Below are 19,753 nucleotides of genomic sequence, written 5' to 3' on the forward strand. Positions count from 1 at the left end.
CGGGTTTCCTGTAGGAAGAACGGTGTCAGGGTTGGCTCTGCGGGAATATCAGAATCTCCAGGTGGCCGCGCTGATAGCGCTTGCCATCGATGGGCAACATCTCGACTTCCTGCATCTCCGCGACACTGTTAACCCGCATCACCACGCCGACCGCGCCTTTTTTGCGGGCCTCGGTCATCCATTGCCCGACGTTGTCCAGGGTGACTTTACGTGACGCCATGGCGGGATCGTCGAGGCCATATTTCAGCTCGCCGACAGTGTTGAACAGATCGACCTGAGGTCGCTTCAGGCGCCACGACAAGGCTGACGCCGCGCCCAGATCGTTGCTGAGCAACGATGTCGTCTGACTCAAGGCATCCAGATGCTCGGCGATGAACTGGTCAGGCATTTGGCTATTGACGATCTGCGCCGGCATCGCTGCCGGCAACAACGCTACCAGCAGCCAGATGCCGAGTGCCGGCATGGCCCAGAATATCAATGGACGCAGCACCTGCAAGGCGTTGGTGATGATCCAGCCGAGCAACACGATGAACGCCAGGGACAGGGTGAACATCTCGGTGTTTTCGTAGACTTCCTTGGTGGCTTGCAGATAAAGCAGGGCGATCAGGGCGCTGGTGGCGATGACGACGTTGATCACGCCGTTGATGCGAATGATCCGGCCTCGTCCTTGATTCAATAGCTCCATCACTGCGTGTCCCATCAGCAACGCCAGAGGCAACAGACACGGCATGATGTAGGTCGGCAGTTTGCCGCTACTGAAGCTGAAGAATGCCAGCGGCAACAGCATCCAGAGCAACAGAAAGCCGATTACGGGCTGGCGCTTTTGCTGCCAGGCCTGAACGAGTGTCGTTGGCAACAAGGCAGCCCACGGCAGGCTCGAGGCGACCAGCAGCGGCAAATAGAACCACCACGGGCGCGCGTGTTGCGCATCTTCGCCAGCGAAACGGCGGATGTGTTCGTGCCAGAAGAAAAACCGCCAGAAATCCGGTTCCTGATGGTGAATGGCGAGCACCCACGGCAGGCAGACCACCGCGGCCACGACCACCGCCAGTGGTCCGTAGCGCAACAGCTCGCCCAGGCGTCGCTGCCAAATCATGTAGGGCAGGGCGATCAACACCGGCAACAACCAGGCGAGAAAGCCCTTGGTCATGAAGCCCATGCCACAGGCAAAACCCAACAGCGCCCAAGCGCCGAGTTTGCCGCGGGAGGAATGGCTATCGATGGCAAACCACAACGCGACCAGGCTCAAGTTGACCCAGAGCGTGAATTGCGGATCGAGGTTGGCGTATCCGGCTTGCCCGGCGATCAGGCCGAAGCTCATGTAGAGCAAGGCGCAGATAAAGCTCTTGCTCGGATCATTCCAGAATCGGCGAGCAATCAGGTAAGTCAGCCAGACGCTCAGCCCGGTGCTCAGCGCCGAAGCGATACGCACACCAAACAGATTGTCGCCAAACACCGCTTGACCGATGGCGATCATCCAGTAACCGGCGATGGGTTTCTCGAAGTAGCGGATACCCATGAAGTGCGGGGACACCCAGTTACCGCTCAGCAGCATTTCCTGACTGATCTGGCCATAGCGGGTTTCATCGGGAATCCATAGACCATGGGTGACTAGCGGCAGCAGGTAGAAGACCACGTACGCCAGCAGCAAGCCGGGCACGATCCAGCGTTCGGTGATGGGCAGCGCACGCGCGGTGCCACGCAATAAAGAGCCGTCGGGGTGGGGCAACAAGTTATTGGACGTCATGACTCGACCTTGGCGCAGAAGGATGTTGCTCCGCCAGGTGCACGCTTGCACTAGCGGAACTTTTTACATAAAGCAACACAATAGCGATGTGGACTACAGAAGTTGCGTCAGCCATCTAATGGTTACGGACTAGTTATAGTCTGCCCGAGCAAAAAGGCTTTCTCGGCTTCGACTTTTTTTTCCGCGATTATTGTTTCAAGGCTTTGCCGTGCAACAGCGTCTGCCAGTCAGTGGCATTCACAATGCCGAGTACCTGAGGTTGCCCGTCGGCGGCAATTTGCACGAACAAGGCACTGCCATACTTACTGGTCGTCGCGTGCTTGAAACCGGTCTGGGCTTCGAAGTCGCTGATGCAACCGCTGTGCGTGACCAGCACCAGATTTCGATGGGCTTGCTTGTGCGCCACCACATCGTTACGCATGGTTTTGCCACAACTGACCAGCCATTCCTGGGTCGCCGCGTCTTTACCGAACATGTAACGCGAGGTTTGCGCCGTGCGGGTGGTTGGGCTGCTCAGCACATCGGTCTGGGTCATGCCCAGCTGCACAAAGCCTTGGCCCACGGCTGTGGCGGCTTCGCTGCCGACTCGGGTAATACCGTCGGCGGGGCCAAGGCACGGATTGCTGGACTGGTCGCAGCGTTCCGCATGGCGAACCAGTGCCACCACTTCACCGGCTTGCCAGCGATCGACCAGGCTGTTGGTCGCTTCGGACCCGGCGGTCACCAGGTTGATCGGCGATCTGGGCCACCAGACAAACCCCGTGACGAGTGCCGCGATAACCAGAGCGGCCGTTGTCGCGACCAGTTTGCCGAGCCGCGACTTAACGATTCGTGCCGCTGGCTGTTTGCGCGATACATGATCAACCATGTTTTGTTTACCCGTCGGTACGCAATAGAGAACAACTTTCAAATACAACCCAGCGTAACAACGCTTGAAGGGGCCTGGAAAGACACTAGTTCAAGGCAGGTGTCGGAGTGGTGAAAGGGATGTGAAAAATTTGCGTAGAAAAATTTCAGTACTTTTTTTAGTTGGTTGTTGCAGCGCTTGTCTTGAACACCACGTACAGTGGTCTATGGTCTATCTTTGGTTCGCGTCTCGGCTCTGCGGCATCGGCCCGATTCAGCAGATGGCGCGGTTTGAACCGGCAGTGGAGCCAAGCAACAGAATGGATTTCAAACTGAGTCTGAATAAACGGATTGTCATCGTATTTGCCTTGATGAGTACCTTGGTCGCGGGCGTATTTGCGATGGGCATCGTCGCGACCGTGCATGTGGTGGATCGAAATATCACGGCTTCCCGCCTGGTGGGAGGGCTGCACCGCTTGCTGTCGATGGAAAACAGCGCCGGGTGGAGCCATCAGCCGGAGAAAGACGAACTGTTTTTCATCCAGGAAGGTCCGGGTGCGATGGCGCTGGATAAGGAACTGGCGGCGCTTGCACCAGGTTTTCAGGAAACGCTCTACGCGGGTTCTAAGTACTACGCCATGGTAAGCCTGGTGGGCGGTCGCAAATACGTGTTGTTGCGAGACCGGCGAAGCGTCGAACAGCGTGAACAGGCGTTATTCTCGGTGGTGATCGTCGGGTTCGTCTTGAGCATCCTGCTCGCGGTTTTGTTAGGCCGGATGCTGGCCAGGCGTGTGATGGCGCCGGTCATTCGTCTGGCGCACCAGGTGCGTCAACGCGAGCAGTTGCTGGAACTGGCCCCTGAGCTTCATCCCGACTACGCGGCCGACGAAGTGGGAGCGCTGGCGCTTGCCTTCGATCAGACCCTGGGCCGGTTGCGTGAGGCACTGGACCGGGAAAAACTCTTTACCAGCGATGTCAGCCACGAACTGCGCACGCCATTGATGGTATTGGGCAGTTCCTGCGAATTGCTGCTAGCCAATCCCTCGCTTGACCGGCGCTCTGTGGCTCAAGTCAGTCGAATTGCCCGCGCGAGCGACGAAATGCGGCAATTGGTCGATACGTTTCTGATGCTGGCTCGCGATCGGGAAGACTCTGATACCGCAGCAAGTGCGACGCTCAAAGAAGTCGCCGATGCTCTCGTGGATATCTGGGCGCCGCTGATCCGGGAAAAAGGCATCGAGTTTATCTACGACAATGAACAGGTTTCGTCGGATCGCCATAACCTGACGTTCCTGCGATCGGTCATGGGCAATTTGCTGCGCAATGCCTGGCATTACACCGATCACGGCTACATTCGCCTGACCCTGCGGGCGCGCGGTTTCAGCGTCGAAGACAGTGGCATAGGCATTTCGGAAGAAAAACGCCATACGATGTTTCAACCGTTCGTTCGCGGTGACGAGCGCCGGGGAGAAGGCCTGGGACTGGGGCTTTCACTGGTCCAACGGATTTGCACCCATCAGAATTGGCGAGTGGAACACAGCAGCCTTCAGCCCAACGGCAGTTGTTTCACCATTGAACTGGAAGGCGTCTGATGACTGTTTATTTAGTTGCCGGGCAGCTTTTCGATGTGCCGGCGGTAGCCTGGCTGATGGTGGCGGCCAAGCGCTTCACATTGTTCTGATGAGCCACCACCAACTCATCGATACTCGTGCCGGAAGGCGTCTGCAAGGTGCTGCGGCAGGTGACTAATGCAGCATCGCCTTCGCCGAGTTTGCGCAGGCGCCATTTGACGTCGATCAATGCGTACTGACCGGGTATCGAATCAAAACGCTGAACGTCCAGGCGCAACGACACTTTGCGCTGCGGGTTACTGTTGACCAGTTGATCGACCAGGGCACTGCGCAGTTCCTCCGACAGGCTTGCGCCCCACCATTGTGTTTCGAGGATTGCCAGGCCGGCGTTGCCTTGACGAATGACGATCTGCGGACGGTCGACCTGGGGCGGCACGGTGATGCTTTCGATCTGGATGTCCGCTCCGCCGCTTGCACCGCTCGGTTGAGCCGGGGTCAGGGTGTGGAATTGAATCGGCTCACTGCGGCAAGCGGCGAGTAGCAACAACGCAGTGACCAGCGTGATCTTCAGCGAAAATGCCATGGGTAGCTCCTGTGGTCAGTTGCGCGGTGGCCCTTGCAGATCCATCGGCGCGGCATTGTCGGGGCGGCCGCGAATCAGCGATTCCGGATGCCGTCCCATGTAGTCCGAGAGTTCACGCAACGAGCGCGACATGCGTCCAAGCTCGTCCAGGGTCTGGCTCAGTTGTTCCCGTTGCGGCGAATCTTCGGCGAGGGTCGAACTGGCCGATTGCAAGGTCTTGCTGACGTCCGACAGGGTGGTTTGCACGCCGGGCAGGGTCTTGGCGTTGAATTGCGCTAAGCCTTTGCGCAGTTCGACGAGATTGCTGTCCAGGTTGCCGGCTATGCGTTCGATAGGCAGCTGGTTGATTTTGTTGACCATGCTTTCCAGTTTTTCCTGCAACTGCTCAAGACTGCCGGGAATGGTTGGAATAGAGATAGGGCGGGCAGCCGGATCGAACGCGACTTTCTCCGCCTTGGGATAGAAGTCGAGCGCAATGTAAAGCTGACCGGTCAACAGATTGCCGCTACGGGCCTGAGCTCGCAGGCCGTTTTCGATGAAGGAGCCTAGCAGACGCACGGTTGCAGTTTCGTCATTGGGGTCATGCTTCAAGGCCTCGAGCATTTTGATGTGAGCCTTACCGAGGCGTTGCGGGTAGATCACGATGCCGACATTGACCGGGAAGCTGCGTTTTTTCGCGTCGAAATCCAGATTGACTGCCACCACCCGGCCGATCTCCACACCAAGAAACTCCACCGGTGCATCGACCTTGAGCCCGCGCAACGCCTGATCGAAACGCAAGCTCAGGAACTGTGCCTTGCCGTTGGGCGGGGCGAGGGCGGTGTGCTCATCCTCGAACAGGTCGAAGGCTTTATCCTCGATGGCCACTTCATCGTTGGGACTGTATTCCGGCGCGCGAAAGGCGACGCCGCCCACCAACAAGGCTGACAGGGACTCGGTCTTCACCGAAAAACCGTTGGCGCCGACATTCACATCAATACCGCTGGCGTTCCAGAACCGGGTGTTCTCGGTAACGTAGGCATCGTTGGGTGCGTGTACGAAGATTTCGATGTTCACCCCTTTGCCGTCGGCATCCAGTTCATACGCCACCACTTGCCCGACGGGAATCTTGCGGTAGTAGACGGGGGAACCGATGTCCAGCGAACCGAGGTCCTGAGTGTGCAACATAAAGCGTTTGCCCGGCTCGCCATAGGTAATGGGCGGCGGGTTTTCCAGCCCAGTGAAGTGTTTGGAACGGGCATCGGCCTGGCCGATGTCGGCACCAATGTAGTCGCCCGACAGCAAGGTATCGATGCCCGAAACGCCACCGGCACCGATGCGCGGCCGCACAACCCAGAATTGCGAGTCTGCACGAGTAAAGCTTTCAGCCTGTTTGTCGAGCTGGATCGTGGCGTCGACGCGTTTCTGGTCGCCGCTCAGTTTCACCTCCGAGACGCGGCCGATGACCACATTGCGGTATTTGACCTCGGTCTTGTTGGCCACCAGGCCGCTACCGGTCTTGAACGTGATGGTGATGGTCGGGCCTTCCTGCAGCCAGCTGTGCACCACCAGGGAAATCCCCACCAACACCGCTACGATCGGCACGATCCATACCAGCGAAACGCTGAAGCGACGGGTCTTGATCGCGGCTTGGCCAGGGGCTTGCGGACCGTCAGTGGCTTGGGACTTCATCCATGGGCTCCTCATCTTGTAGGTTTTGCAGCGCTCTATCCCGCTCGTTATCCCAGATCAGCCGCGGGTCGAAACTCATCGCCGACAGCATGGTGAACACCACCACCAGACCAAAGAACAGAATGCCCGGGCGCGGTTCGATATCGCCCAAAGCCTGGAATTTCACCAATGCCGCCACCAGCGCAACGACAATGACGTCGAGCATCGACCAGTAGCCGATCAGCTCGACAAAACGGTAAAGCCTCGAACGTTCCTTGCGCGCCCAGAAGCTGCCGCGTTGCACCGTGATCAGCAGCAGGGAGAGAGCAACGAACTTGATGCCCGGCACCGCGATGCTGGCAATGAAAATGATCAGCGCAATGTCCCATGCACCGTGTGCCCAGAACTCCAGCACACCGCTCATGATGGTGCTGTCGGAGCCGTTGCCGAACAGACTGGTGTTCATGACCGGCAGCAGATTGGCCGGGATATAAAACACCAGTGAGGCCAGCAGATAGGCCCATGTCCGGGTCAGAGAGTCAGGTTTGCGGGCATGCAACGGCGCGCCGCAGCGTTCGCATTCGTGAGGTTGATCGGTCATGTCGCAGGCCATGCCACAACTGTGGCACAGGCACAGGTTGAGTTCGCTGGCGAGCGGTGGCCTGTTCATAGGGTGTCCCACAAATCACGTACATCGCGCCCGGCGATGCGGATCAGCAACAGGCTGAGGACCGCCAGGGCAAACATGCCGATACCCGGCAGCACATCCAGCAGCCCGGCGAGTTTGAACACCGCGACCATCGCCCCAAGCAGGCAGACTTCCAGCATGCTCCAGGGCCTGAGGGTTTCCAGCCAGCGCATGCATAGCTTGAAGCCTGGGGAACGTCGGGAGGTGAGGGCAAAGCTCAATACCCAGATCAACAGGAGCAGCTGGAACATCGGCGCGATGATGATGGAAATCGCCGCCACTAACGCAATGAAAGTGATCGGCCCCTGGCTCAGCGCCACCACCGAATCCCACAGCGTCGCGCTGTTCTTCATGCCCTTGAGGCTGATGGTCATGACCGGATAGAAATTCGAGAAAGTCCACAGCACGGCCGCCGTGAAGCTCAGCGCCAGGCGTTGCTGCACCGACAAGCCGTTGTAACGCGCAAGCACACCGCCGCAACGTGTACACAGGGCCTTTTGATGTTTGGCGAGCGTGACTTTTTCATACACGCAGTCGCAGTGCTCGCAGATGATCAATGGAGCAGTCGTCGCCATGGGCAGCACTCGCCGGGAGGCAGAAAAGTCAGAGCACTCCCTCAATATAGAAGTGACTTGCGATTGAGCAAATCTAAAGGCGATTCCAGGGATGTCCTGGATGCGGCTTGTGGCGAGGGGGCTTGCCCCCGTTCGGCTGCGCAGCAGTCGTCAACCGGTATGCCTGCAAGAATGCGACGGCAGATTTTGGGGTCGCTTCGCGACCCAACGGGGGCAAGCCCCCTCGCCACAGTTCAGCCAAGTAATTCGCGCAACCGGTACCAGAACATGCCAAGCGCCAGCAGCGGTGAGCGCAGGGTTCGTCCGCCGGGAAAGGTCATATGCGGCACGGCGCTGAACACGTCCAGCCCCCGGCTGTGGCCGACCTGTATCACTTCGGCCAGCAACCGGGCGCACCAGTGGGTCACGTTCAGGCCATGGCCGGAATAACCCTGGGCGTAGAACACGTTCGGGTACTGGCTCAAGCGTCCGGCCTGGGGGAAGCGGTTGGCGGTGATGCCGATCTTGCCGCCCCATTGATAGTCGATGCGCACATCCGCCAATTGCGGGAAGACCTTGAGCATTTTCGGCCGCATATAGGCGCCGATGTCCACGGGGTCGCGCCCGGAATAATGGCAGGCACCGCCGAATAACAAGCGTCGATCCGCCGAGAGCCGGTAGTAATCAAGACCGACTTTCTGGTCGCACAGCGCCAGGTTCTGCGGGATCAGCTGAGCGGTCACCTCGGGTGCCAACGGTTCGGTGGCGATGATGTAACTGCCCGCCGGTAGCACCTTACCGCTCAGGCGCGGTTCGAGTTCTTCCAGATGTGCGTTGCAGGCCAGCACCAGGCTGCCGGCGCGCACTGTACCGCCGGCGCAGCGAACCTGCACGGGGCTGCCGTGGACCAACTCCAGCACTGGGCTCTGCTCGAAAATCCGTACCCCGAGAGATTGCGCCAGCCGCGCTTCGCCGAGCACCAGATTCAGCGGATGCAAGTGACCCGAACCCATGTCGATCAGGCCGCCGGCATAAAGGTCCGAGCCCACCACTTGCTGGCGGATCTGCTCGGGGCCGACGAGTCGGGTTTCATGGGGGTACTCCAACTCGGCGAGGCTTTGCAGCTCAGCCTTGAACGCGGCGAACTGCGCCGGGGTATTGGCCAGTTCGCAGAAACCCCAGCGCAGGTCGCAATCGATGCCATGTTCACGGATGCGATTGCCCACCAGTTCCACGGACTCGATGCCCGCACGCTCCAGATAACGCACGCCTTCCTCGCCGACATAACGGGCGAACCCACTGACGTCATGGCCAATGCCACGGATCAACTGCCCGCCATTACGACCGCTGGCGCCCCAGCCGATCCGCCGGCCCTCCAGCAGAATCACCGAGAGCCCGCGCTGTGCCAGTTCGATCGCGGTGTTGACCCCGGTGAACCCGCCACCGATCACGCAGACATCGGCTTCAAGGTCCGAATCCAGCGTAGGGTAGGGTGCCATGCCATTGGCCGATGCCGCGTAATAGGAGCGGGCATGTTGCTTGTCATGCTGATTCATTGGTTGGACTTCACTTTGCTCCAGGAACGGGTCATCAGACGCATGATCGCCTGGGGCGGGGTGGTGGAAATGTAGAGTTTGTCGAGGACGTCCTGGGGTGGGTAGACCTCAGGATTATTGACCAACTCGGCATCCATGTATGCCTTGGCCGCCGGGTTCGGATTGGCATAGCCCACCGAGGCACTGACCTTGGCGATCACTTGCGGGTCCAGCAGGTTATTGATGAAGGCGTGGGCTTCTTTCGGGTTGCTGGCGTCGGCGGGAATTGCCAGAAGGTCGAACCACAGGTTGCTGCCTTCTTTCGGGATCGAGTAGGCGATGTTCACACCGTTCTTCGCTTCCTTGGCGCGATTGGCCGCCTGGAACACGTCGCCGGAGTAACCGAAGGCCACGCAGATGTCGCCGTTGGCCAAGTCCGAGACGTACTTGGAGGAATGGAAGTAGGTGATGTAAGGCCGGATGCTCAAGAGTTTGGCTTCGGCTTTTTTAAAGTCCTCAGGGTTTTCGCTGCGTGGGTCCATGCCCATGTAGTTGAGGACTGCCGGGAATACTTCATCAGCCGAGTCCATCATCGACACACCACACTGGCTGAGTTTCTTCAGGTTCTCGGGTTCGAAAAACACGGCCCAGGAATCGATGTGATCAATGCCCAGCACTTGCTTGACCTTGTCGACGTTGTAGCCGATGCCGTTGGTGCCCCACAGATACGGTACGGAATGCGCGTTCTGCGGATCGTTTTTCTCCAGCAGGGTCAGCAGTTTCGGGTCGAGGTTTTTGAAGTTGGGCAGCTGCGATCGATCCAGTTTGAGGAACGCACCGGCCTTCACCTGGCGCGCGAGAAAGTGGTTGGACGGCACCACCACGTCATACCCGGTGCGGCCGGCGAGCAGTTTGCCTTCCAGGGTTTCGTTGGAATCGAATACGTCGTAGATCACCTTGATCCCGGTTTTTGCCTGGAAGTCGGCGAGGGTGGTCTCGCCGATGTAATCGGTCCAGTTGTAGACGCTGACGCTTGGCTGAGCCTGCGCCCCGGCGCTGAACAATACCGCCAGCGCGACCGGAACCACGGATTTCAATAGACGCATATCGACACCTCTTTGAGTTATTTGGCTTTGTGGGAGCGGGCGTGTGTTTTTTAGACGCTGAGCAGCAGGAACTCGCGCTCCCAGGAGCTGATCACGCGCTTGAAGTTCTCGTGTTCGGCGCGCTTGACCGCGACATACCCCCGGACGAATTTGCTGCCCAGGTAGCGCTTGATGGTTTCGCACTCTTCCATGCGCGTGAGTGCGTCCTCGATGGTGATCGGCAGGCGCAGGTTGCGTCGCTCGTAGGCACGACCCTGCACCGCGGCGCTCGGCTCGACCTTTTCGACCATGCCCAGGTAGCCGCACAACAGGCTCGCGGCGATCGCCAGGTAAGGGTTGGCGTCGGCACCCGGCAAACGGTTTTCCACGCGCATGGCGTCGGGGCTCGAGGTCGGCACGCGCAGGCCGACGGTGCGGTTTTCTTCGCCCCATTCGACGTTGACCGGTGCCGAGGTGTCGGGCAGGAAGCGGCGGAACGAATTGACGTTGGGCGCGAACATCGGCAGCACTTTGGGGATGTACTTTTGCAGGCCGCCGATGTGGTGCCGGAACAGCTCGCTCATCTGCCCGTCGGCATCGGCGAAGATCGGCTGGCCGCTGGCGATGTCGACCACGCTTTGATGGATGTGCATGGCGCTGCCAGGTTCGTCACCAATGGGTTTGGCCATGAAAGTCGCAGTCACGTTGTGCTTGAGTGCCGCCTCGCGCAGGGTGCGTTTGAACACGGTGATCTGGTCCGCCAGGTCCAGCGCATCGCCATGACGGAAGTTGATTTCCATCTGCGCCGGGCCGTCTTCGTGGATCAGCGTGTCGAGGTCCAGGCCCTGCAGTTCGCACCAATCGTAGACGTCTTCAAACAGTGGATCGAACTCGTTGGCGGCGTCGATGGAAAAAGACTGTCGACCGCTTTCCGCACGGCCAGAACGCCCCAGCGGCGCCTTGAGTGGCAAGTCCGGGTCTTCGCAGCGCTGGGTCAGGTAGAACTCCATTTCCGGCGCGACAATCGGCTGCCAGCCTTTGTCGGTGTAAAGCTGCAGCACTTTCTTCAGCACGTTGCGCGGCGACAGTTCGATGGGGTTGCCGAACTTGTCGAAGGTGTCGTGGATCACGATGGCGGTGGGTTCGATGGCCCACGGCACCACGTAAACCGCGTCGGCGACAGGTTTGCAGACCATGTCGATGTCGGCCGGGTCGAGCAGGTCGTAGTAGATGTCGTCGTCGACAAAGTCCCCGGTTACCGTTTGCAACAGCACACTTTCCGGCAGGCGCATGCCTCGCTCATGCAGGAACTTGTTGGTGGGTGCAATCTTGCCGCGAGCAATGCCGGTCAAGTCGCTGACCACACACTCGACCTCGGTAATCTTGTGATCTTTCAGCCACGTGAACAGCTGATCGAAAGGGACATTCATAAAGACCTCATTGTTGGTTTGAATTACGCCGGGGAAGGCGCCTTCATCCACCGGACACTTCCCCTGTGGCGCGTTGACGACTATCTTGGGTGAGCCGTGGCGTTCCATCTATCCACTTTAAGCAGCACCAAAACGCACCAAACGAGTGCGTAAGGTCACCCCATGACAGCGTGCAATCCGTTACAGGTTCAAGCCTTCAACACCGCCGACGTGGCCGAGCAGATCCGCGCCACACCGGGTTGGGTGCAGCACTATCAGCAGATGTCACCGGGGCATTTCGCCGGGCGGGTGCGCTATCTGGACTTGCAAGGCGTGGAGATTTACGAAGAGCAGATGAACACCCGGGTCGAGCAGAATTTCAGCGCCCCCGAAGGTTCACTGGCGTTCTGTTTCGATCGCAACGACAACTCGCTGTACATGTTGAACGGCGAGAGCCGCAACATCTGGATCACCCCGGAGAACTACCAGGAAATCGCCGTGGTGTTCGGACCGCAATTCGTTCAACGGCATGGCCTGGACGTGGCGCGGCTCGAAGGCTTGTTCATGTCGCCGCTCAATTGCGGGCAGAACGCGCTGTTCAGCCGCTGGTTGAGCGGCACCTTGACGCGACTGGAGCAGACGCTGGATCCGCCGAGCAAAGAGGCATTGACCCAGCAGTTGCTGGAGGACTGTTTGTTCATCCTCGATAACGCTTGTGTGTGCCTGGATCGCGCAGGCTTGCAGCGTCGGGCCGAAGAGCGAACGATCATGAAGCGCGTCGCCGAATGGGCCGCCGATACCCCGGAAGAAACCCTCAACTTGCTGGAACTGTCCCAGGTGGCCGGGGTTTCGTTGCGTCAGTTGCAGCACGCGTTCAAGGCGTACACCGGGATGACGCCCTCGCATTGGTTGCGTTTGCGCCGGCTCAACAGTGCGCGCCGTGAGTTGCTCAGCCCAACGGCCAGCGACACGACAGTCGCGCAAGTGGCGATGCACTGGTCGTTCTGGCATTTGGGGCGGTTTTCCAGCAGTTATCGAGCGTTGTTCCAGGAGCTTCCCAGCCAGACGCTCGCCCGCCAACACAGTGGACCTTGTCGGAGGTCATCATGAGTCGGTTATCGTCTTTCAGTCTGTGTGTCGTAGTGTCGATGGCCTGTACGCAGGTCCAGGCCGAAACGGTTGTGCCGTTGAAAGGGCAGAGTTCGCAACAAACCCAGCTGGACATCAACGATTGCCGCAACGTCGCGGCGAGTCAGAGTTCCTCAACACCACCACCCTCGGGCGGGCGCTTGCGCGGTGCCGCGGTGGGTGCTGCTGCCGGGGCGGTGGGCGCTGAGGTCCGGGGGCGTCAGCATGACGAGTTTTACGAGGGGGTCGACGACGATGTGAAACAGGAATATCGCCAGAACCGGGCCGGGCAAACCGCAGCGGCGGGCGCAGTGGTTGGTGGCGCGCGCCAGCGTCAGGAGCGTCGGGCGCAGCAAAAGACCAACGCGTCGACCAGTTCAACCGCCTATACCAGCTGCCTGCAAGGGCGGGGTTATCAGGTAACGCCCTGAGCACCGGGCGTTCTCTGCCGCTGTTCAATCAGGTGAACCATCAGGTCGGCATAGAGCGTGAGGGCGATAAACAACCCCATGCGCACGGCGAAGGCGGTATAGACGTCTTTGCCGGCAAGACTGTCCTGCACCGACTGGCCCAGCAGGATGATCAGCGTGATCAGGCTGTTGAGCCAGAACCCCGGGGTTTGTCGAGTCGGACTCAGGGCATAGAGCTTGCGCGCCAACAGCAAGCCGAACAGCAGCATCCACAGAAAGAACATCCACAAGTGCACGAACAGGCTGAGCGCGCACCAGAACACAATGGCCAACAGCCCGCCCATCAAGGTCGAGCCGAGCAGTTCGCGACTGGCGTTGCGCGTCGTTACAGTTGAACTCTGCTGGCCCAGACTGACCGCTTTCAAAATGATCGGCAGATAACTGGCCGGGTCGATCAGCGCCAACAAGAACGCTGGGATCACGATCAGGGTGGCACGCAGCGCTATCCTGGGCACTTCTTGCGCCGGCATAGCGCTGGCGGCAGGTGGCAAGGGTGCATTGGCCGGGTCGGGAAACAGCCAGTGACTGATCGCGACGACGATGACGGCGAGGAGCAAGGCCTTGACCAGGGCACCGATGACCATTATCGCCAGATCGAACTCGGCAACGCCGGCCGAGGAAATCATCGTCAGGCCGATGATCAGAAAGGTCACGACCAAGGTGTTGCCGCCGCGCAGCCCGAAACCAAAGGCCAGGAACAGACCGACACCGATCAGCAGCACACCGCTGAGGGGGTAATAACGCAGGACCGGGATCAGTAACAGCCCGATGCCGGTGGTCAGCATCGCAACCACTGCCAGCATCACGCCGGCCTTGAATGGCAGGGGTTTGTTAAGCGTGGCCAACAGCAACACGCAAAGCACCGGCGCAATAAACGGAATCGGCAGTGCCAGGCCGAAGCTGATGGCCAGGCACAGCGCCGTGCCGACGGCCAGACGCGGCGCCCGTTGGAATCCGGGCGGGCGATCAGTAGGCATAAGACAACCAACTCATCAGCCAGAAAAACACGCGTCCCAAGGGATTCAGCGGATTGTTCTGCGCAGGAAAGGCCATGACTTCGGCCTGGCCCCCGGCACGAATGGCGCGATTGTCACGTAGCACCTGCATCGCCTCGTCAGAAAATTCGATGATCACCGGGAAGCGTTGGGCCGGTCGCAACCAGTCGCGACTGTTTTGCACGCTGGGCAAAGTGCCCGGCGCCGGGGTCTGCCCCACACTGACGCCGTAGCCGACGCTGCGCACCCGTCCCTCGAAGACCTCGCCGGGCAGCGCGTCCAGCACGATCGCCACCGGAGTTCCAGGCTTGACCCGCCCCAGGTTGTTCTCGGTCATGTCCGCACTGATCCACACATCGTGGATGGCAATCAAGGTCATGACCGGCGTGCCGACCGCGGCGAATTGGCCGACGTCGGTGCGCAGGTCAGTTATCAAACCCGCCGAGCGCGCGCGGACTTGGGTGTTGGCCATGTCGAGTTCGGCTTTTGATAACGCCGTGGCGGCGCTGCGTAACAGCGCGTTGTCTTCCTCGCTGCCGCCTTCCTGTTCCCGTGCGCGCTGGACTTCGGCACGGGCCGCGGCAACCTGGCTGACGGCCTGTTCACGGCTGGCCCGAGAGGCTTCAAGCAAGCGCACGGAAATGGTTCCGCGGTCTTGGCGGTACAGGCTTTCAAGGCGTTCGTTATCCTGCCGGGCCTTGAGTTCATTGGCCTGAGCCGCCCGCAACGAGGCTTGCGCGGAGGCAATGCCGGCAGTGCTGGCACCGATCTGCCGGCGGGTAGACTCAAGATCCGCGCGTGCGCGGTCGGCGGCTATCTGATAGGGCTGCTGATCGACTTCGAACAGCACATCGCCTGCCTTGACGTCCTGGTTGTTGCGCACATTCACGCGGATCACCTGACCGGCCACTTCAGCCGCCACCGGAATCACAAAGGCACCGACCCGAGCCTGTTGCGTATACGGCGTGAAACGGTCAGCCAACAGATACCAGGCCAGGCTCAGGACGATCAGCAGCAGCACCCATTTGATGCCTTTTTTTGCCGGATCGGCAGCCGGTTCGGGCGCCTTGGAAGAGGGCGCTTCAGTGGCGGGCGGTGAGGGTTCACTCATCGGCTTTGACCTTGTCTGACGTGGAAGAGAGGGCTGGTGAAGGGGCTGGTTCATGCAGCAGGTTGCCCCAATCGGTGCGGTGTTCCATTTGTTGGCGAGTGCCTGGGTCGACGGTTGGCAGGGCGCTGTACCAGCCACCGCCGAGGGCTTTGTACAGGGCGATCAGGTTGCTCACGGCATTGCTGCGGCTGACCAGGTAATTGTCCTGTTGTTCGAGCAATGCGCGTTGGGCATCCAGCACCCGCTGGAAGTCCGAGTAGCCTTCGCGGTATTGGCTGTTGGCCAGGCTCAGCGAGCGCTTGGCGGCGACCTGCGCTTCGCTCAGGATGCGCTCGCGTTCCAGTGATTTGCTCAGGCCGCTGGCGGCATCATCGGCTTCGCGTGCAGCCTCGCGGACTTTGTCGCGATAAACCTCGATCAGCTGCTGCAACCGCGCATCCTGCACCCGCACGTTGTTGCTGATCTGACCGTGATCAAACAGATTCCAGCGCAAACTGGGGCCGCCGATCAGGTCCAGGCTGTTGGAGGTGCCCTTCAGCGTGTCGGTCGACCAGACGATGCTGCCGAGCAAGGTCAGCGATGGATAGAAGTCGGTTTCTGCCACTCCGATCAGTGCCGATTGGGCGGCGACGTTGAGTTCGGCGGCGCGTACGTCCGGTCGACGCAACAGCAGGCTGGCGGGTACGTCTTGCAGCACGGCACGGTCTACCAGCGGAATCAGTCCCTGGTTTTCGAGCAATCGGGGCAGGGCGTTGGGCGGCTGTCCGATCAGTACGGCCAATGCGTTGCGGGTGCGCAGTACTTGCCCTTCAAGCTCCGGAATGCTGCTCAAGGTGCCGAGGTACTGGGTCTTGGCTTGTTGCAAATCGAGCTCGGCGCTCTGGCCGCTGTTGAACAGTTTCTCGGTGATTTCAAAGTTGCGCTTTTGCTGTTCGGCGTTTTCCCGGGCGACGCGTAAACGCGCTTCGGTGGTGCGCAATGAGAAGTAAGTGTCGGCCACTTGAGCACGCAGCAGTACCAGTACGTCTTCATAATTGGCTTGAGCCGCAAAGTAACTGGCATCTGACGACTCGATGGCCCGACTGAAACGTCCCCAGAAGTCCAGCTCCCAACCGACATCAAAACCCACGCTGTGTTGCCAGAAATGGCTGTCTTGCGGGTTGTTGCCGCCGTATTGCCGACGGTTGATGTACAAGCTCTCGGCGCTGGCCTGCTGCAGTTGCGGATAGCGTCCGCTTTGGGCTATCCCCAACCGGGCACGGGCTTCCATGACGCGAAGGCCGGCAATTTTCAGGTTGGAATTGTGCGCATCCGCTTCGGCGATCAGCCCGTCGAGGACCGGGTCGGCGAACACTTGCCACCACTGGCGCACATCGGGATAGGCGCGTCTTTGGCTGGCCTGTTCAAGCGCAGGGCTGCTCCAGAGTTTTGTCCAGGCCTCGCCCGGGGCTTGAAAATCCGGCCCCAGACGCACGCAGCCGCCAAGAGCGAGGGCCCCCAGTAGAAGCAGCGGAGCCGGGCGCGTCAGCATCGCAGCACTGTAAGTTGGTCACGGGAAAACGTCATCCTAGCGTCCCCAATATTGAATGCCCTGGCTGTGCGGGCTTGAACCGGTTCCGCTTAGGTTAGTACAGCCAAGACAAACACAAGGTCATGTTTGACAAACAGGGCACCGAGCAACTGCTACGCTTTTGAAAGTTATTCATTCGGGTGAAAAAGAAGGGTACGAAGACCATGACCAGTCCCCAGGACGAGATTGCCCCCAGCTCCACCGGTTGGCGTTTCAAAGCAGGCATCGGGATTCTCAGTTTGACAGTGCTCGCCTGGCTGTTGGTGCCGCTCGCCGCCGCTGCGGATGTGCCCGGCCCAAAGATCGCGGCACTGACAGGCATTTTGTTTATCAGCAACAAGATTCTGCTGATCCTCGCCATCGCCGTCATGGGCAAGTCTGGTTTTCAGCAACTCAAGCGCAGCGTGTTTGGCTATGTTTCCACGCTCGCACCGACTGAACTGGAAGTAGGCCCGGCTCGCCATCGAATTGGCCTGGTGATGTTTTGCCTGCCACTGATTTCATCCTTTCTCGAGCCTTACGTGGACACACTGTGGCCGGGGCTGAGACCGAACCTCTGGCAGGTCCAGGCGCTGGGCGATGCCATGTTGGTCGGCAGCTTTTTCGTACTGGGCGGGAATTTCTGGGACAAGGTGCGTGCTTTGTTTATCCGCACGGCGCGTGTGGTCAACGTGAGTACGGTGTGAGTGCTTCTAACGAGAGATGATCCCGTGATCGATCGCGTATTTTACGAGGGCGGCGGGTTTGTCGATGTTGAGTTTGCGGCGGATGCTCAGGCGATGGGTTTCCACTGTGCGGACGCTGATGTCCAGCTCGCGAGCCATTTCCTTGTTGTTCAACCCCTGAGCCATTTTGTACAGCACCTGGCTCTCGCGTGGTGTCAGTTCGTTGTCGGTACTTTTATCGGCGATGAGCCGTTGGGCGATTTCGGCACTGTAGAACGTCCCACCACTGACAATGGCTTCGATGGCCGCAATGATTTCCCGTGAAGGCGCGTTCTTCAGCACATAGCCGCTGGCCCCCGAGCGAACCGATTCACTGACGTATTCGTAGTTGTCGTACATGCTCAGCACCAGCACCTTGAGCGACGGGTACTGGCTGCGCAACAGCCGGGTCAGCTCGAGCCCGTTGATATCCTTCAGGCTGATGTCGACCAGCAACAGATCCGGCTGACAGCGCCCGACCATCTCAATGGCATCGGCGCCATTCTCGGCTTCGCCCACCACTTCCAGCGGCGCCATGACCGCCAGCAGCGATTTGATGCCATCGCGGACCAGGGAGTGATCGTCGACCAGGGCGACGCGGATCGGGTAGGGCAGGTTCATCGCAGGCATTCACTCTAATTGTTATGGGGTGAGTCAGCGTTCTGTACTGGGTGGCTTCATCGGCAGCAGCACGTCCAGCTCACTTCTTCCCGGCATCGAGGTCAGGTCGAATCGACCGCCAAAATGCTCGACTCGCTCGCGGATATTACGCAGACCAATGCCGGCCTGGCGACGTTCGACCTGGGCGACATTGAAACCTATGCCGTCATCGATCACCGTCAACCGTACGGACTTTTCGCAACCGTGCAGGGTAATGATGACGTGTTTTGCCTGGGCGTGGCGTTCGATGTTGGTCAGGCCTTCTTGCACAATGCGAAACAGCGAGGCGGCGGCGCCATCGGCCAGGTGACAGTCGAATTCGTTATCGTTGAAGGTTACAACAAGACCGCTGCGTTGCTCGAACTCGGCGGCGAGTTGACCGATTGCCGCCGGCAGGCCGAGGGTGTCGAGCAATGATGAGCGCAGGTCGTGGGAGAGGCTGCGAACCTCACCGATCGCTTCCCCCAGGCGCTCGGTGGCGTCTCTTAAAATGCTCAAGCCTTTGTCTTGGCCATTCTCCAGTACATGGCTGGCCAGTTCGAACTGAAACTTGATAGAGACCAGCAGCTGGCTGATGCCGTCGTGCAGCTCTCGGGAAACCCGCGAACGCTCTTCCTCCTGCAGGCTGACGATACGTTGGGTCAGGCGCTGCAGCTTTTTGTCGGCCAGGCGATGTTCGCTGACGTTCAGCGTCATGCCGCTGGCGAACACAAATAGCACCGCTACAAGCGCCACCGCCGCAATCGCCAGCATGGTTGTGCGGATGCCCTGAGCCACCTCGGCACGCGCTTGTTGGGTGGCGCGTTCAACGTCTTCAAGGTAGATGCCGGTGCCGAGCATCCAGCCCCAACGATCGAGCATCACTACGTAGGCGAGCTTGTCGGTCACTTGGCCGGAAGAGGGTTTGTTCCAGGCGTAACGCTGAAAGCCTTCGCCGGATGCCGCGCTTTTGAGCAACGCCTGGATTACCGGCAGGCCGTGAGGGTCTTTCATGTCCCACAGGTATTGGCCCACCAGCTCTGACTGGCGTGCGTGCATCAGGCTGCGGCCTTCGCGGTCGTAGACGAAGAAGTAGCCATTGATGCCAAAACTGAGCTTGCGCAGTTCTTCCAGCACTTGTTGCTGTGCGTGTTCGTCACCACGGCCGTTGTCGTACAGCGGCGCGATCAGGCTTTGTGCCATTTCAACGTAGTTTTTCAGCTCTGCGCGCTTGCTGGCCAGAATGCTGTCTTCGATCAGTTGCGCCTGTTGATCACCCAATTGGCGGTTCAGGGAAATCACCAGCGCGCAGATGACCGCGATCGCCAACACCAGCGGCAGAATGCCGAGCGCGACGATTTTGTGTTTGAGCTGCATCTCTACTCCTGGCCAGACCGAGGGAGGGCGAAGGCCCGGCATCATATGCCAAAGATACGCGCCTCCAGTAGCAGTGCTGGACAGAATGACA

The 19,753-nt window shown here is 59.6% G+C and carries 18 protein-coding genes; 4 read left to right on the forward strand and 14 right to left on the reverse strand.

Features of this window, described 5'->3' with window-relative positions; translation table 11 throughout:
* Positions 1 to 25 precede the first annotated feature (25 nt).
* Both arnT and PGR6_RS14130 read right to left on the reverse strand, forming a co-directional pair.
* Positions 26 to 1,747: a lipid IV(A) 4-amino-4-deoxy-L-arabinosyltransferase gene (arnT, locus tag PGR6_RS14125; RefSeq protein WP_064617811.1), complete on the reverse strand. Its 1,722-nt coding sequence runs from the start codon at positions 1,745 to 1,747 to the stop codon at positions 26 to 28.
* A gap of 187 nt (positions 1,748 to 1,934) precedes the next feature.
* Positions 1,935 to 2,615, reverse strand: coding sequence for a hypothetical protein (locus PGR6_RS14130; RefSeq protein ID WP_064617813.1), 681 nt, complete (start codon positions 2,613 to 2,615; stop codon positions 1,935 to 1,937).
* Between the two features lie 298 nt (positions 2,616 to 2,913).
* On the opposite strand from PGR6_RS14130, the gene PGR6_RS14135 reads away from it, so the two are divergent.
* Positions 2,914 to 4,185: a sensor histidine kinase gene (locus tag PGR6_RS14135; RefSeq protein WP_064621274.1), complete on the forward strand. Its 1,272-nt coding sequence runs from the start codon at positions 2,914 to 2,916 to the stop codon at positions 4,183 to 4,185.
* A 7-nt stretch (positions 4,186 to 4,192) separates the two neighbouring features.
* On the opposite strand, the gene PGR6_RS14140 is transcribed toward PGR6_RS14135, so the two are convergent.
* From PGR6_RS14140 to PGR6_RS14170, 7 genes are all read right to left on the reverse strand, one after another.
* Positions 4,193 to 4,747 (reverse strand): PqiC family protein, encoded by a 555-nt coding sequence (locus PGR6_RS14140; protein ID WP_064617815.1) that lies wholly within the window; start codon positions 4,745 to 4,747, stop codon positions 4,193 to 4,195.
* A 15-nt stretch (positions 4,748 to 4,762) separates the two neighbouring features.
* Complete coding sequence (locus PGR6_RS14145) at positions 4,763 to 6,418, reverse strand: PqiB family protein (protein ID WP_064617817.1); 1,656 nt, start codon at positions 6,416 to 6,418, stop codon at positions 4,763 to 4,765.
* Positions 6,399 to 7,067 carry a paraquat-inducible protein A gene (locus PGR6_RS14150; protein WP_064617819.1) on the reverse strand — a complete coding sequence of 223 codons (669 nt, stop codon included), beginning with the start codon at positions 7,065 to 7,067 and terminating at the stop codon, positions 6,399 to 6,401. The genes PGR6_RS14145 and PGR6_RS14150 overlap by 20 nt, the downstream gene beginning before the upstream one ends.
* Positions 7,064 to 7,660, reverse strand: a complete 597-nt coding sequence (locus PGR6_RS14155; RefSeq protein ID WP_019578875.1) for a paraquat-inducible protein A — start codon at positions 7,658 to 7,660, stop codon at positions 7,064 to 7,066. Before PGR6_RS14155 ends, PGR6_RS14150 begins: the two co-directional genes overlap by 4 nt.
* A gap of 233 nt (positions 7,661 to 7,893) precedes the next feature.
* On the reverse strand, positions 7,894 to 9,195 hold the full coding sequence (locus PGR6_RS14160; RefSeq protein ID WP_064617821.1) for an NAD(P)/FAD-dependent oxidoreductase: 1,302 nt from the start codon (positions 9,193 to 9,195) through the stop codon (positions 7,894 to 7,896).
* Entirely contained in the window at positions 9,192 to 10,280 is a 1,089-nt protein-coding gene (locus PGR6_RS14165) for a polyamine ABC transporter substrate-binding protein (protein WP_019578877.1), read from the reverse strand. The genes PGR6_RS14160 and PGR6_RS14165 overlap by 4 nt, the downstream gene beginning before the upstream one ends.
* A 50-nt stretch (positions 10,281 to 10,330) precedes the next feature.
* Complete coding sequence (locus PGR6_RS14170) at positions 10,331 to 11,689, reverse strand: glutamine synthetase family protein (RefSeq protein ID WP_018925852.1); 1,359 nt, start codon at positions 11,687 to 11,689, stop codon at positions 10,331 to 10,333.
* Between the two features lie 162 nt (positions 11,690 to 11,851).
* On the opposite strand from PGR6_RS14170, the gene PGR6_RS14175 reads away from it, so the two are divergent.
* Both PGR6_RS14175 and PGR6_RS14180 read left to right on the forward strand, forming a co-directional pair.
* Complete coding sequence (locus PGR6_RS14175; RefSeq protein ID WP_018925853.1) at positions 11,852 to 12,778, forward strand: helix-turn-helix domain-containing protein; 927 nt, start codon at positions 11,852 to 11,854, stop codon at positions 12,776 to 12,778.
* A complete protein-coding gene (locus PGR6_RS14180; RefSeq protein WP_064617823.1) occupies positions 12,775 to 13,227 on the forward strand; it encodes a YMGG-like glycine zipper-containing protein in 453 nt (150 codons plus the stop codon). The genes PGR6_RS14175 and PGR6_RS14180 overlap by 4 nt, the downstream gene beginning before the upstream one ends.
* On the opposite strand, the gene PGR6_RS14185 is transcribed toward PGR6_RS14180, so the two are convergent.
* From PGR6_RS14185 to PGR6_RS14195, 3 genes are read right to left on the reverse strand one after another with little or no spacing between them, the layout of a single operon-like run.
* Positions 13,212 to 14,243, reverse strand: coding sequence for a DUF2955 domain-containing protein (locus PGR6_RS14185; protein ID WP_064617825.1), 1,032 nt, complete (start codon positions 14,241 to 14,243; stop codon positions 13,212 to 13,214). The genes PGR6_RS14180 and PGR6_RS14185 overlap by 16 nt on opposite strands.
* Complete coding sequence (locus tag PGR6_RS14190) at positions 14,233 to 15,372, reverse strand: HlyD family secretion protein (RefSeq protein WP_064617827.1); 1,140 nt, start codon at positions 15,370 to 15,372, stop codon at positions 14,233 to 14,235. The genes PGR6_RS14185 and PGR6_RS14190 overlap by 11 nt, the downstream gene beginning before the upstream one ends.
* On the reverse strand, positions 15,365 to 16,903 hold the full coding sequence (locus PGR6_RS14195; RefSeq protein ID WP_064617829.1) for an efflux transporter outer membrane subunit: 1,539 nt from the start codon (positions 16,901 to 16,903) through the stop codon (positions 15,365 to 15,367). Before PGR6_RS14195 ends, PGR6_RS14190 begins: the two co-directional genes overlap by 8 nt.
* A gap of 203 nt (positions 16,904 to 17,106) precedes the next feature.
* Between PGR6_RS14195 and PGR6_RS14200 the strand changes: the two genes are divergently transcribed.
* Positions 17,107 to 17,628 carry a transporter suffix domain-containing protein gene (locus PGR6_RS14200; RefSeq protein ID WP_019578884.1) on the forward strand — a complete coding sequence of 174 codons (522 nt, stop codon included), beginning with the start codon at positions 17,107 to 17,109 and terminating at the stop codon, positions 17,626 to 17,628.
* A 6-nt stretch (positions 17,629 to 17,634) separates the two neighbouring features.
* Here the strand turns inward: PGR6_RS14200 and PGR6_RS14205 are convergent, their stop codons facing one another.
* A complete protein-coding gene (locus PGR6_RS14205; RefSeq protein WP_018925859.1) occupies positions 17,635 to 18,267 on the reverse strand; it encodes a response regulator in 633 nt (210 codons plus the stop codon).
* Between the two features lie 33 nt (positions 18,268 to 18,300).
* Positions 18,301 to 19,662, reverse strand: a complete 1,362-nt coding sequence (locus PGR6_RS14210) for a cache domain-containing protein (RefSeq protein ID WP_064617831.1) — start codon at positions 19,660 to 19,662, stop codon at positions 18,301 to 18,303.
* Positions 19,663 to 19,753: the final 91 nt, after the last annotated feature.

This window comes from Pseudomonas sp. GR 6-02, assembly GCF_001655615.1.
GTDB lineage: Bacteria > Pseudomonadota > Gammaproteobacteria > Pseudomonadales > Pseudomonadaceae > Aquipseudomonas.